Here is a 12,121-nt window from a genome sequence, read left to right as displayed (position 1 = left end):
CAGCCGGCTTTACTTTTTCTTCAATAATTTGACAAGAAATTGAATGATAACAGAGATCGCCAGTCCGAATGAAGAAATGATGAACAGTGACAGCATCCCGATGGCTTCTGAAAATTCATTGTCCATCATGATGAAGCTCCGGAACATTTCCGCAAACGCTAACACGAGAACGACCATAAACATCTTAAAGGCAATATGTAATTGATAAAAAAGCAACAGCGAACTGACGATGCCTACAATCAGCCCGAATACCGCGAACGTCAAGTAATTGTTGACGATGAGTTCATGACCGAGCACGGTACGAACACCTAAGATGAGCAACACGAATGAAATTAAACCGGTGAAGAAACCGATTTTCCAATAACGAGAATCCAACACGTACACCTGCTTTCCATCAACTAGTATAGCGGAATCGAAGCCGGTCGTCATGTCTTTCGTTACCGGCCGCCGATCATTTAATTCGCTTCAAATCTTTCCGCAGCTCTTCTTTATACATTTCATTTGAAAAATTGTATTCCTTCAGGATATAACTTTCTGAATCCATCAGATAAAAATTGGTGCCATGCACAACTTGGTTAGAGGAGTCGTGCTTCAGTACGAATGTTTGAAATTCTTCTCGCGCAAATGCTTCGAGTTCAGATTGAGAATAGCCAGTCAGCAGATGCCAGTCGGATTCGTCATCCGTGAAGTTGGAAATATACTTTTTCAAGACGGCTGGTTCATCGACTTCTGAATCAACGGAAAAAGACACGAACTGTACGTCCAGACCTTCCTCTTTCAACATTTTCTGAAGCGATGCCATTTCGCTCGTCAACGTAGGACAAATCGTTGTGCAGGACGTAAAGATAAAATCAGCAATCCATGGCGTACCAGCCAATTGTTCCGTACCGTACGGTTCTCCATTTTGATCGATAAAAGTGAAATCACGGACTTTTTTACCGCGTTCGAGCGGTTCACTGCAACTGGAGAGAAGCAAAACTATCAACAATATGAAGGGGGTGAGTCGTTTCATTTCATACTTCACTCCTTTGCGCTAGCTCCGGCGCGACGGGCAGCTTAATCGTTACTGTCGTATCTGTCGTTTTGTTGGACACTTCAAATGTCCCTTGATGGAGCCGGACAATCTCTTTTACGATCGACAAACCAAGTCCCGATCCGCCAGTTGTTCGATTTCGTGCCTTATCCGTACGGAAAAAACGTTCTCCGATCCTTTCCACGTCTTCATCTCCAATCGTCACTCCATCGTTGGAAACTTCATATTGTACTCCTTTTTCATTTGCCATTAATAAAATGGTAATCTCTTGCTGCGCGTACTTTACTGCATTGTCGATCGTATTGTAAAACACTTGCTGAAGTCGTTTAGGATCTCCTTGCAGAATCAATTCCTCGTCAATGGACGTCTGTAAATGAATTCCTTTTCCCTCCATACGAATCGCAAAAAGTTCGAGTGTATCAAACAACAGTTGGGCAATCGCAATCGGTTCATTCTCTAATGTATAAAAATCCTGCTCCAAATGATTTAGCTCCACCAAGTCATGAATCAACTTCTTTAGCCGCTCCGTTTCTTTCTCAATCGTCGACAAATACTGCTTCACTTCTTCAGGTGAACGATCGATTTTATCTCTCGAAAGTTGTGCATATCCACTAATATAAGTCAGCGGAGTCCGCAGTTCGTGAACAATATTCGAAGTAAACTCCTTTTTTCGCTGATCTTGTTCTGCAAGCGAATGACTCATCGAATTAAAAGCCGTCGCTAATTTGCCGATTTCGTCGTCTCGCCCTGTATTTAATCGATTGGAATAATCACCTTTTGATACTTCTTCCGAATACGCCTGCAATGTTTTTAATGGGTCAAATAAAGAGCGCCACACACGCTGTAAGATCAAAAATAAAATAAAGAAAAAAACCACACCGACAACGATCATGATCGGTAAACTAGCTCGAAAGACGTCCTGAATGGCAGCAAGCGGAACGTAGATATAAATGAACCCGATCAGCCCATCTTCTCCTTTAATAGGGAAAATTCCGCCGAAGATTTCGCGTTTCAGTTCCTCCACATACCCTTCCTTCATTACAGATTGTCCTGTGGCTAATATCTCCTGGTCACTCTCAGTGACAAGAGACTGATAATCGAGTTGATAAGGGAAATAAGAAGTCAGGTCATCCAGCCGATCGACGACAATAATCTCGTATTCGGAGACAATATTGTACCATTGGATTTTTTCGATGATCGAATCGCTCAATTCGCCGTAATGATAATGTGCGGCAGTGCGATTTCCCTGATAAATGATGGACTCCTTGATCCGTTCTTTGTACAGATCCGTGTAAAGATAGTGAATGAAGAAGAAGGAGAATAAAATCGTACAAGCGATGCTTCCTAAAAAAACCAGCATCATCTTTTTGCTGAGGCTTAAGTTCTTCATTTAGAAGCCTCAAGTTTATAGCCGATCCCCCAGACCGTCTCGATCATTTTCCCTGCATCGCCGAGTTTCAGCCGCAATGTTTTAATATGTGTATCGATTGTCCGCTCGCTGCTTTGGTGATCATCCCCCCAAACCAATTCCAGCAATTGTTCGCGTGAATAGGCGCGACCGCTATGCTTTGTCAGCAGCAATAACAGACCGAATTCTTTTAGCGTCAGATTCAGTTGTTTTCCGTTAATATGCGCAGTGTGGGCGTCCTCATTAATCGTTAATGGGCCTGCCTGCAACATTTGTGGATCTGGATTCAGCCGATATGTCCTGCGCAGTACGGCCTCAATCCGTGCAACAAGTTCCCCCGGCATAAACGGCTTGACAATATAATCATCTCCGCCAAGCTTCAATCCTTGGATCTTATCCCATTCCTCACCTTTTGCTGATAAGAAAATCAACGGTACAGTGGACGTACGTTTCACTTCTTCCGCGAACGTAAAGCCATCCATATAAGGCATCATGACATCGACGATACATAAATGAATGTCGTGCTGCTTCAAAGCAGATAACGCCTGTAATCCATCACCCGCTTCGATTACCATATAACCCGCGTCTTCAAGAATCATGCGGATTAAATTACGCATTTGCGGTTCATCATCAATCACTAAAATCGTGTAATTCATTATGGGCCCTCCACTCGTTACTCTATCTATAGATCAATTTTCCGGAAAAGTTGTGAAGTCTGAATGAACTTTCAAGAAGTTGTCGAAACTTCATTCAAATTTCGCAATCGTATTTTATAATCATAACAGCTAAACGAATAGATAGGAGAATGAAAAATGAAACGTTTCGTAATTTTTATGTTGGGTGTTGCCATGCTTGCTGTTGTCGCGGCTTGCGGAAAAGAGGAAGACGTACCGACAGATGCAGCACTGCCTGAACCACTTGAAGTGGAATTGACTGTGCCGGAGCAAGCTGAAGCGAATGAACCAGTCACCGTGTCTGCTCTTGTAATGCAAGGCAATGAAGAAGTGGAAGATGCAACGGAAGTGGAATTTGAAATTTGGGAAGAAGGAAAGAAAGACGACAGTATCCATGTCGAGTCGACGAACGAGAAAAAAGGGATTTATTCGGCAGAAACGACTTTTGAACAGGATGGAATCTATCATGTGCAAGTCCATGTGACAGCCCGCGGAATGCATATCATGCCTGAAAAACAAATCCAAATCGGTGAGGCGGAGTTGGCAGAAGGCGACGATAGCGAATCCCAAGAATTAGGTGAACACGGAGACCATCATGACCATGGAACAACTGAAGGCTTAGCAATTCATTTCATGCAGCCAGAAGAATCAAAAACAGGATCTGAAACGGAATTAATGACACATGTACAACTTGAAGGAAAAGCACTGGAAAACACAAATGTCCGCTATGAAATCGCAGATCCTGCCGATGAAATTCAATGGGCAGAAACAGAAGAAACGAAACCAGGTGAATACATAGCCAATTATAAGTTCCCAAAAGCCGGAACGTATAAAGTAACGATCCATATCGAAAATGAAGATCTTCATGAACATGAAGAACATACGGTTGAAGTGAAATAACTTGAGAAGAACGAGGCTGTTACAGAATGTCCGAGCAACTAGGCTTTCTGTGACAGCCTTTGCGCTCTAATAACAGCGGCCGCTCATAAAGAGAATCACTGTTAAATGTTAAACTCGAATTATCCCGAAGAAAGCGTTACAATGACAAGAGTAGTAATAATATAGTTAACTTGGAGGAGTATTCACATGACAAACTATCCTGAAAAAACATGTTCCATCGAAAGACTGGTCACAATTCCTGAAGATGTACAAAAAGTGCTTGAAGGTAAAAAGTGGGCAACTAGACGAAATGGCGTCTACGCGTACCCGGGAGAAATTATGACACTTGAAGGAAAAGAGTATAGCATCGACAAACTTTACGAACAAACTCTTGGAGAACTAACGGATGAAGATGCCAAATCAGAAGGCCACGATACAGTTGAGGACTACAAACAAACCATGCTCTCCATTCACGAAAAAATGCCTTGGCTTCCACAGATGAAAGTATGGGTGCACGAATACAGCCCTGTTCAGAAATGATGTAAACCTATGAGTCTCTATTACGGAGCGGTTGTCTTTGCGCACGTAGTATCGGCTGTCATTGCAGTAGGACCCTTATTTCTACTGTTGCCGCTGATTCGTCGGCTGCGCACTGCCAAAGCAGAAGCGGAAGACATTTATCTGGCGTTCATCCGAGTGATCATCCGACTTGTCATGCATGCAGGCCACGTGTTGGTTGTGACAGGCGCCTTGCTCATTCTGTTCGGTCCGTGGCCATGGCATAGTTCCTGGGTGATCCTCACGCTAGTTATCATGCTGCTGTCTGCTGTCTTTCTGGCAACTGGTTTTTCATCTGTTCTGAAAAGATTCCATGAATCCGGCATGGATCGACATATGATCCTCAACAAATTACGTCGCACTGCATGGATTTATATTGGATTACTCATGATCATGTTATGGTTAATGGTACAAAAACCATCCATTTGGTAAAATTACATAACGCATAAAGAGATGTGTATAAAGTTGCACATCTTTTTTTGGTGAAGCTACTGTTTGACAGTGAAAAACGCAGCGAATATGATGGGATATAGTAGCTTTTTTGAAAGGAACGATTGGAAAACTATGAAAATGAAAATACTTGGACTGTTGACGATATTCGGCATATTGCTGACAGGCTGCAGTCAGAACGAAAGCAATGAAACGCTGAAAATCGGCACAACAGAAGGAATCTATGCACAAGTGGTTGATAAAGCGTTAGTGCCGGCTTTAAAAGAACAGGGCTATAAAGTGGAAGTTGTAAAATACGGCGATTTGATTGAACCAAATACCGAACTTGCGGAAGGCGAAATTGATGCGAACCTGTTTCAGCAAAATATTTATCTAACTCAATTTAATGAAGAATACGATCTCTCCATCGTGTCGCTTTCAGAGGTTCCAAGTGTAGGTCTTGGATTATACTCGAACTCCATCACATCGATTGATGATATTCCAAACGGAGCGTTAATTACAATTCCGAATGATGAACTTGGCACAGCCAGAGCACTTCGTTTCTTGGAGCAACAAGGTTTGCTGGCATTAGATTCAAATGCAAATGCATTCGACGTTAACGAACAGCAAATCGAAAATAATCCCAAAAACCTGCAAATTCAACCAGTCCTCACCTCTCAGCTCATTGCATCTTTAACGAGTGGAGACTTGGCGGTCATTCCGGATAATTACATCATTGTCAATGAAATGGAATTGGCAGACGCACTCGCTGAAGAAGAACTAAACGAAGAATTGAAATACGTGTTGACAGTAAAAGAAGAAGATTTGGACAAGGAATTTGCTGAAGCTTTAAAAGAAGCTGTACAGTCGAAGACCTTTAAAAAAGCAATAAAGGATGAATTTCAAGGTTTCGGTGAATGAAGCAACGGTATGGCGTCTCTACAGTGATGTAGGGGCGTTTTTTATTTATTAAAATGGGGTAATCGGATTATCGTTTGGAAAATCTAATAATTAAATTTTTACTCGAAGCATCCATAAATCGGATAATGGTGTGGAATACATTAATATACTTTTTCACGTTCCGTCATATAAATTTTGCTACTAAATATTATGTTTCTTGGCTTGTCATTTTAATAAAACGCCTTTTTGAGAACTAACCATTTGATAAATTATATCAAGGTTTGAATTTTATTATAAATTGGATATCTATATTCAGGTAAAAAGACTTGGGAGTTAGATTGAAAAATTACTCCCTTCTGTTTATTTCAATGTTTATTATGCTGACACTTATTTTGAGTAGCGAAAATTAAAGATAAATACATAAATTATACTTGAATGCGGTTGAGATTAATGCGTGTATTTAGTTACAATATTCTCATAAAAACACTTTAGGTATCTAAAATGTTTATGTTGCTTAATGAAATGAGGGATTTTTATGCTAGCAGAGCGAATGAATGAGATTTTTCAAACATTAGATCAGATAAACTACGCATTGCTACATCACTATGAGGAAGTGCTTGAGCATAAATTAACACCGAAGCAATCCTTAATTATCGAGCATGTAGAGCAGTATGGTGCTTTAACGGTCAATGAACTGGCTGAAAAGATGAATGTGACCGCAAGTGCAATTAGTCAGTTACTAACTAAATTAGAGAAGGAGCACTATATCGAGCGCTCCATTAATCCTAACTCAAGACGTGAAATCATCGTAACACTTGGCATGAAAGGTAAAGAACTTTATGAATTATATGCAAAAGCAGATGAGCAAATTGTATTGACATACTACGCTAAGCTAGATGATGAAGTAATTAATCAATTAGAACAGGCAGTGAACAAGATTTATGAGGTCATTTTAGAAGAACAAGTGAAAGCGAAGGGAGAGTAATCCCTATGAATTTGGTTTATTTAATTATTGTATGCATCATTTGCATTCCAGGCATTTATTTTATGTATCAGTCAGAAAAAATTCATATAAAGGAGGATGATGTAACAGATAGACAACGATTAATAGCACATTGCTTATCAGCACTTATCTTTTCAATGTTGGGTGCTTATGCTGTTCCTAAGATTAATGTTGTTCAACAAATAGAAATTAGTCAAATTCTATTATATGGTTTGGGTCTAGGTGTTATTTGCTCAATTGGCCATTTATTGTTTTATTATATGTATTTAGTACCGAGATTGACAAAAACAGACTATATGGAGATTGAAACACATTATGCGAATACAGGAATCTTAAGTCGTGTATTTTATGGTGGAATTTTAGAAGAAGTGATGTTTCGATGGGGCTTACTTAGCTTATTTATTTGGTTATCCCAATTAATGAATATAAATGATCGTGTTAGTATATTATTTGCAATTTCTATTTCAAGTATCTTATTTGCCATTGTCCATTTACCATCTATTAAACTTGTTGCCTCGCAACCAAAACCTCCTATGTATGTGTATACGGTTGTTGGTAACACTTGGGTTGGGTTTTTCGCTGGGGTAGCCTTCATTCAAGGGGGGTTATTAGCAGCTATATTTGTCCACATGCTTTTCCATTTAATATGGTGGCCGATTCAAAATCGTGAATATGTTAAGTTACATAGCAAATAAAGGTACAACAAACTAGGAGACGAACTTTTAATTTGATAGTTTGTTCTTTCATTCAAAAGGCCTTATGTTAAAATCGGACATTTAATCTATCGAACTTTTTCTGAATTAAAATTGATTTTGATATTAGAAAAAGAGTCTATTTATTTTGATCTAATTTTGTCTAAATAGGCTCTTTCCGTTTCCTATAAATAAGGAAACGGAAAAACATCGAGACGTTAAAACAAGAAAGTCAATGGTATAGATGGATACGCTCAACCTACCTAATCTAAAAGTAATGGATACGAAGGAATTTGAAAATGATCACCGTTTTCTGGTGGAATCTACACCCCCCTCTCCTTCACATTGTTCAAAATTAAGTTTCATGTCGTTAAATTGACAAACGAAGCCTTGGAAGGAATACGAAAGGCCAACCGCCAAAATGTGTCAGCCAAAGATCGTAGGCAACTCATGAGAGACCGTTATGTACTTCTAAAAAGACGAAAGACCTTAATGACTTTGACGACTAAATAAAATTGCAAATATGGACTGATATGTTCCCTTTACTTGGTCAATCGTATGAGCTAAAAGAGGATTTTTTGATATCTTTGATATCTATGAGGCTGGGTCAATCAACGAAACCTAAGAACTTTATCAAAACTGGTTATAAAATGTATCTAAAGCATTGATGAATTACTTTGAGGATCTGATAAAAGCAATGAATAATTGGTAGGAAGAGATATTTAACTATTTCAATTCTCCAATTACAAACGAATATACAGAATCCTTGAATCATTTAATTAAGACAATGAACCATGTTGGTCGTGGTTACTCTTCTGAAGCCCTTAGAGCAAAGATTTTGTTCACACAAGGCTATCGTAAAGTAAAAAAGAAAAGGAAATTTAAAGAAATTGAAGTTACTTTCGGTAAAATGTTACCTGATCAATTTCCGAATTGGTCACAAACTGGTTATGAATAAGTGCATGAAGAAGTTTATGGTGCTGATTTTCCACACTATTTTCCGATTACCCTAATTTTTTATTTAGTGATTGCGGATACTGTTTCCTGCTAAAATATCATTCTTGTAACTTTGACATATAGGCAAAAGCGTTTTTAAGAAACGTTCTTTCTTCTCCAGTAAAGGGATTTAGTATATTAGGTTCGTCATATTGGTCCATTGAATTTATTTCCGCTGTCTCTATCTTTGATAAAGTTTGGTTAGAAAGTGCAACCAACTGTTTGATAAATCTTAGCGCTTCATCAGATTCAGGATTTGTTTCGTTCGCTACAAGTTTTTTTAAAGCCATAAATAATGAGAAGTACCCTTTATCTAAAACTACTCTTTCTTCACTTCTAAAATTGTGAATAGAGTCCTTGACTTGACTATATTCATTAAGATTTTCCTCTTCAAAAAGAATTGAATGAATAATAAAGCAAAATAATTTTGCATCTATTTTTTCATAGCCTGAGATTATAGTTTCCATATGATTCAATTGGTCAATAGTCTGATGAATTCTCTCTTGTTCCGCAATAAGTTCCCTTTTTTAAAATGCAATTGAGTGGCTAAGTTGCTGTTCTTCTATACAATTGGATTCTAATAAATCTGCGATGTCTTTAAGCGAAAATCCTATGAATATAAAAGATTGTATTTTTTGTAACCGTAAGAGGTCATCAAGACTGTAAAGTCGGTGTCCTCCTTCTGTGTAATCACTTGGTAATAGCAACCCAATTTTGTCGTAGTATCTAAGTGTTCGTATGGTAACGCCTGTTCGCTTAGCTAATTGTCCGATCGTCAACGTATCACCTGACATGTGAATACCTCTTTTCTATATTTTCTTCTTTGCTTTTAATGTAGGGAATGGCTGGATAATAATATGTTTTTTGAAAAGCTATTCGAATAATAGCATACATGATTATTAATGTTTCTATAGCTAATAAAGCGTATTTAACCCACGCAGGAAGAAGACTGCTGATAATAAATAATGGAAATATCGTCAAATGGAAGTTAAGAGCTTTCCGACTTGATTCACAGTAGTATAAATTTTTCTTCCTTGTCATTAAAAACATAATAAGGGGAGGTATTACACCAAGAAGCAGCGAGACTACAAGCATTAATTGTACTGAAAATATTTCCTTTTTTAATGGTTTATTCATTTTTTTCACCTTTCTTATCTTTACTTAAATATAAGTATAAAAGGTGACGTGGGTAGAGTATCAAGGAAATATAGTTTTAATTTTTCTACATGATAATGCGTTTGTGATCTCATGAAAACAAAATTGTTATTATTGATTTTCCACACGATAATCCGGATACCCTTAAAATTTAATGGGTATATCCAAAAAGAGTAAAGTAGAGCAATTCAAATAAACAAATTAACACCTAAAGAGCGGGAGAGCTTTCCAATCGAGTTATTGTTGGAAACCTTTGTCGTTCTAATTTTATTCTTAAAAAGAGGGATAAGGTATAAAAAATCCGAATAAGATGGCAATGTTTTAAAAAGGGAGGGATAGATAATGGAATTAACATCAGTAGAACTCATAGGGGAAAGAGTACGGATTTTACCAATGGAAATTTGCCACGTACAAGAATTATTTGAGGCGGGAAGTAGTCCAGATATATGGCCGTATATGCCCAAGAAGATTCAATCGATTGAGGAGATGGAATGTCTAGTGAACGAAGCGCTTCTAATGAGGAAACAAGGATTCGAATTTCCCTTTGTTATCCGCGATAAGTATTCAGGTGAAATTGTGGGAAGTACCCGCTTTATCAGTATATCCGAACTGAATCGTAACTTGGAAATTGGTTGGACTTGGCTGTCTCCAACGGTTTGGCGAACGAGAGTGAATACAGAGTGTAAGTACCTCCTTTTAAAACTCTGTTTTGAAACACATGGGACTATTCGTGTTCAGTTAAAAACAGATCGTCGTAATGTAAGATCTCAGCAAGCAATTGAAAGAATTGGCGCAGTAAAAGAAGGAGTGTTTCGGAATCATATGGTTATGCCTGATGGCTATGTAAGAGATTCTGTATTTTATAGTGTAATCGACCAAGAATGGTTGTCAGTAAAGGACAGATTGGAACGTATGCTACTTCCATAATGATATAGTTCAAATCAATTTATACAATTATATGGCTCAAAGCATTTGGTATCTCTTCTAGACTAGACGAGATGTCACTATTTTTATTTAATAAATTAACAGTTTGTCAAACGATAATTATCAGAATTATAAGTACAATTAATTATTAATTGAATAATGCTTCTATTAAAGGGAGGTTTGTTATTTTGAAAGCTTTGTCCATGTCTGTCAACGGTTTGAGGTTGAATGAAAGGATACAATCGATGGCAGAAATAGGGGAAATCGGGTTGACAGGTGTTTGTCGACTTGCCCATTCGCCAGAGGATAAGGAAGGAGTGTTACAAGTAAAGAAATGGATGGATTCCATTGGATTGGTAACAACTATTGATCACTTCGGGAATTTAATTGGAAGAATGAACGGAATCGCTAATGACGAGCCCGTTTTGATGATTGGTTCACATATTGATTCACAACCTTATGGTGGGAAATACGACGGGGCTTTAGGGGTGCTTGGCGCATTGGAAGTACTTCAAACACTTCGTGAACAAAATATAGAGCCCAAAAGACCAATTGTGTTAGTCGCTTTTGCTGACGAAGAGGGATCGAGATTTAATAAAGGATTATTTGGTGTGAGAGGGATGTTGGGTAAGCTGGAAGAAGGGGAGTTGGATCGACGTGATAAAAATGGAATGACAAGACGGGAAGCATTGATTGAATTTGGCTGTGATCCTGAAAAGTTTCATGAATCGATTTATGATCCTGCAAGGATAGCTGCATTTTTAGAACTTCATATCGAACAAGGTCCTGTTCTAGAATCGAAAAATGAACCGATTGGGATTGTGACTGGAATTTCAGGTCCGTTGTGGATGACTGTTGAAATAGAAGGAGTCGCCGGTCATGCTGGATCAGTTCCAATGGGGATGAGACAAGATGCATTGGTCGGTGCGGCTAAAGTCATTGTAAAATTAAACGAGTTAGCACAAGAAATCCCCAAAGCGCCGACTGTCAGCACAGTAGGAAGCCTGCAAGTGTTTCCAGATTCACGTAACATCATTCCTGAAAAAGTCACTTTCACGGTAGATTTGCGCGATGTCGATGAGGCAAGGAGAGATAAGATTGAATATGTATTACGACAAGAAATAGAAAAAATAGCAAATGAACATAGCTTAACTTATACAATTAGCGAAGATACCCGCAGTGAGCCCCGCTTCTGTAATGAAAATATCCTGCATATTATGAAAGAGGAAAGTGAAAAAATGGGCTTAACTCCACCAGAATTAATGAGTGGACCTTTTCATGATTCCCTTGAAATGTCTTATGTTTGTGACTATGGAATGATCTTTGTTCGCTCTAAAGATGGTATTAGCCACAATCCAAAAGAATACAGTTCGCCTGAGGACATCGCTTTAGGAGCAGAGTTGCTTTATAAGACTGTTTATAGAATGGCTTGTCAATAAACATTGGTTATATTTAAAAAATAGCATAAAC

17 protein-coding genes are annotated in these 12,121 nt (G+C 38.4%); 10 read left to right on the top strand and 7 right to left on the bottom strand.

What is annotated here, in order from left to right:
- Positions 1 to 9 precede the first annotated feature (9 nt).
- From B5D59_RS11900 to B5D59_RS11885, 4 genes are all read right to left on the bottom strand, one after another.
- Positions 10 to 375 carry a hypothetical protein gene (locus B5D59_RS11900; protein ID WP_078818112.1) on the bottom strand — a complete coding sequence of 122 codons (366 nt, stop codon included), beginning with the start codon at positions 373 to 375 and terminating at the stop codon, positions 10 to 12.
- A gap of 76 nt (positions 376 to 451) precedes the next feature.
- Positions 452 to 1,012: an SCO family protein gene (locus tag B5D59_RS11895; protein ID WP_078818111.1), complete on the bottom strand. Its 561-nt coding sequence runs from the start codon at positions 1,010 to 1,012 to the stop codon at positions 452 to 454.
- Between the two features lies 1 nt (position 1,013).
- On the bottom strand, positions 1,014 to 2,423 hold the full coding sequence (locus B5D59_RS11890; RefSeq protein WP_078818110.1) for a sensor histidine kinase: 1,410 nt from the start codon (positions 2,421 to 2,423) through the stop codon (positions 1,014 to 1,016).
- Positions 2,420 to 3,100 (bottom strand): response regulator transcription factor, encoded by a 681-nt coding sequence (locus B5D59_RS11885; protein ID WP_176132586.1) that lies wholly within the window; start codon positions 3,098 to 3,100, stop codon positions 2,420 to 2,422. The genes B5D59_RS11890 and B5D59_RS11885 overlap by 4 nt, the downstream gene beginning before the upstream one ends.
- A gap of 153 nt (positions 3,101 to 3,253) precedes the next feature.
- On the opposite strand from B5D59_RS11885, the gene B5D59_RS11880 reads away from it, so the two are divergent.
- The 8 genes from B5D59_RS11880 (at position 3,254) to B5D59_RS18705 (ending at position 8,534) form a co-directional block, all read left to right on the top strand.
- Positions 3,254 to 4,015: a FixH family protein gene (locus B5D59_RS11880; protein WP_078818108.1), complete on the top strand. Its 762-nt coding sequence runs from the start codon at positions 3,254 to 3,256 to the stop codon at positions 4,013 to 4,015.
- A gap of 186 nt (positions 4,016 to 4,201) precedes the next feature.
- Positions 4,202 to 4,534: an ASCH domain-containing protein gene (locus tag B5D59_RS11875; protein ID WP_078818107.1), complete on the top strand. Its 333-nt coding sequence runs from the start codon at positions 4,202 to 4,204 to the stop codon at positions 4,532 to 4,534.
- Between the two features lie 9 nt (positions 4,535 to 4,543).
- On the top strand, positions 4,544 to 4,984 hold the full coding sequence (locus tag B5D59_RS11870) for a hypothetical protein (protein WP_078818106.1): 441 nt from the start codon (positions 4,544 to 4,546) through the stop codon (positions 4,982 to 4,984).
- A gap of 69 nt (positions 4,985 to 5,053) precedes the next feature.
- Positions 5,054 to 5,902: a MetQ/NlpA family ABC transporter substrate-binding protein gene (locus tag B5D59_RS11865; protein WP_245799525.1), complete on the top strand. Its 849-nt coding sequence runs from the start codon at positions 5,054 to 5,056 to the stop codon at positions 5,900 to 5,902.
- 514 nt (positions 5,903 to 6,416) lie between these two features.
- Positions 6,417 to 6,866, top strand: coding sequence for a MarR family winged helix-turn-helix transcriptional regulator (locus B5D59_RS11860; RefSeq protein ID WP_078818104.1), 450 nt, complete (start codon positions 6,417 to 6,419; stop codon positions 6,864 to 6,866).
- 5 nt (positions 6,867 to 6,871) lie between these two features.
- Positions 6,872 to 7,579, top strand: a complete 708-nt coding sequence (locus tag B5D59_RS11855) for a CPBP family intramembrane glutamic endopeptidase (RefSeq protein ID WP_078818103.1) — start codon at positions 6,872 to 6,874, stop codon at positions 7,577 to 7,579.
- A 342-nt stretch (positions 7,580 to 7,921) separates the two neighbouring features.
- Positions 7,922 to 8,089 (top strand): transposase, encoded by a 168-nt coding sequence (locus tag B5D59_RS18710; protein ID WP_425441353.1) that lies wholly within the window; start codon positions 7,922 to 7,924, stop codon positions 8,087 to 8,089.
- 205 nt (positions 8,090 to 8,294) lie between these two features.
- Positions 8,295 to 8,534 carry a transposase gene (locus tag B5D59_RS18705; RefSeq protein ID WP_139366017.1) on the top strand — a complete coding sequence of 80 codons (240 nt, stop codon included), beginning with the start codon at positions 8,295 to 8,297 and terminating at the stop codon, positions 8,532 to 8,534.
- 97 nt (positions 8,535 to 8,631) lie between these two features.
- On the opposite strand, the gene B5D59_RS18480 is transcribed toward B5D59_RS18705, so the two are convergent.
- From B5D59_RS18480 to B5D59_RS11840, 3 genes are read right to left on the bottom strand one after another with little or no spacing between them, the layout of a single operon-like run.
- Positions 8,632 to 9,048: a hypothetical protein gene (locus B5D59_RS18480; RefSeq protein WP_245799514.1), complete on the bottom strand. Its 417-nt coding sequence runs from the start codon at positions 9,046 to 9,048 to the stop codon at positions 8,632 to 8,634.
- Between the two features lie 51 nt (positions 9,049 to 9,099).
- Positions 9,100 to 9,366, bottom strand: a complete 267-nt coding sequence (locus B5D59_RS18475) for a MerR family transcriptional regulator (RefSeq protein ID WP_245799513.1) — start codon at positions 9,364 to 9,366, stop codon at positions 9,100 to 9,102.
- Positions 9,356 to 9,709, bottom strand: a complete 354-nt coding sequence (locus B5D59_RS11840) for a DUF4870 domain-containing protein (RefSeq protein WP_078818101.1) — start codon at positions 9,707 to 9,709, stop codon at positions 9,356 to 9,358. The genes B5D59_RS18475 and B5D59_RS11840 overlap by 11 nt, the downstream gene beginning before the upstream one ends.
- Positions 9,710 to 10,069: 360 nt before the next feature.
- Between B5D59_RS11840 and B5D59_RS11835 the strand changes: the two genes are divergently transcribed.
- The gene (locus B5D59_RS11835) at positions 10,070 to 10,654 is read left to right on the top strand and encodes a GNAT family N-acetyltransferase (RefSeq protein ID WP_078818100.1); all 585 of its coding nucleotides are present in this window, start codon (positions 10,070 to 10,072) and stop codon (positions 10,652 to 10,654) included.
- A 200-nt stretch (positions 10,655 to 10,854) separates the two neighbouring features.
- The gene (locus B5D59_RS11830; RefSeq protein WP_078818238.1) at positions 10,855 to 12,090 is read left to right on the top strand and encodes a M20 family metallo-hydrolase; all 1,236 of its coding nucleotides are present in this window, start codon (positions 10,855 to 10,857) and stop codon (positions 12,088 to 12,090) included.
- The last annotated feature ends 31 nt before the right edge of the window (positions 12,091 to 12,121 follow it).

It is taken from the genome of Sporosarcina newyorkensis (assembly GCF_900167515.1).
GTDB classification, from domain to species: Bacteria; Bacillota; Bacilli; order Bacillales_A; family Planococcaceae; genus Sporosarcina; species Sporosarcina newyorkensis.
The sequence above is the reverse complement of the archived record's forward strand: the minus strand, read 5'-3'. Positions and strand labels throughout refer to the sequence as shown.

What these genes read in the sequence shown, in the direction of transcription:
- B5D59_RS11895 (WP_078818111.1), bottom strand. Translation starts at nt 1,012, where the DNA reads ATGAAACGACTCACCCCCTTCATATTGTTGATAGTTTTGCTTCTCTCC.
- B5D59_RS11890 (WP_078818110.1), bottom strand. Translation starts at nt 2,423, where the DNA reads ATGAAGAACTTAAGCCTCAGCAAAAAGATGATGCTGGTTTTTTTAGGA.
- B5D59_RS11880 (WP_078818108.1), top strand. Translation starts at nt 3,254, where the DNA reads ATGAAACGTTTCGTAATTTTTATGTTGGGTGTTGCCATGCTTGCTGTT.
- B5D59_RS11875 (WP_078818107.1), top strand. Translation starts at nt 4,202, where the DNA reads ATGACAAACTATCCTGAAAAAACATGTTCCATCGAAAGACTGGTCACA.
- B5D59_RS11870 (WP_078818106.1), top strand. Translation starts at nt 4,544, where the DNA reads ATGAGTCTCTATTACGGAGCGGTTGTCTTTGCGCACGTAGTATCGGCT.
- B5D59_RS11860 (WP_078818104.1), top strand. Translation starts at nt 6,417, where the DNA reads ATGCTAGCAGAGCGAATGAATGAGATTTTTCAAACATTAGATCAGATA.
- B5D59_RS11855 (WP_078818103.1), top strand. Translation starts at nt 6,872, where the DNA reads ATGAATTTGGTTTATTTAATTATTGTATGCATCATTTGCATTCCAGGC.
- B5D59_RS18475 (WP_245799513.1), bottom strand. Translation starts at nt 9,366, where the DNA reads ATGTCAGGTGATACGTTGACGATCGGACAATTAGCTAAGCGAACAGGC.
- B5D59_RS11840 (WP_078818101.1), bottom strand. Translation starts at nt 9,709, where the DNA reads ATGAATAAACCATTAAAAAAGGAAATATTTTCAGTACAATTAATGCTT.
- B5D59_RS11835 (WP_078818100.1), top strand. Translation starts at nt 10,070, where the DNA reads ATGGAATTAACATCAGTAGAACTCATAGGGGAAAGAGTACGGATTTTA.
- B5D59_RS11830 (WP_078818238.1), top strand. Translation starts at nt 10,855, where the DNA reads ATGTCTGTCAACGGTTTGAGGTTGAATGAAAGGATACAATCGATGGCA.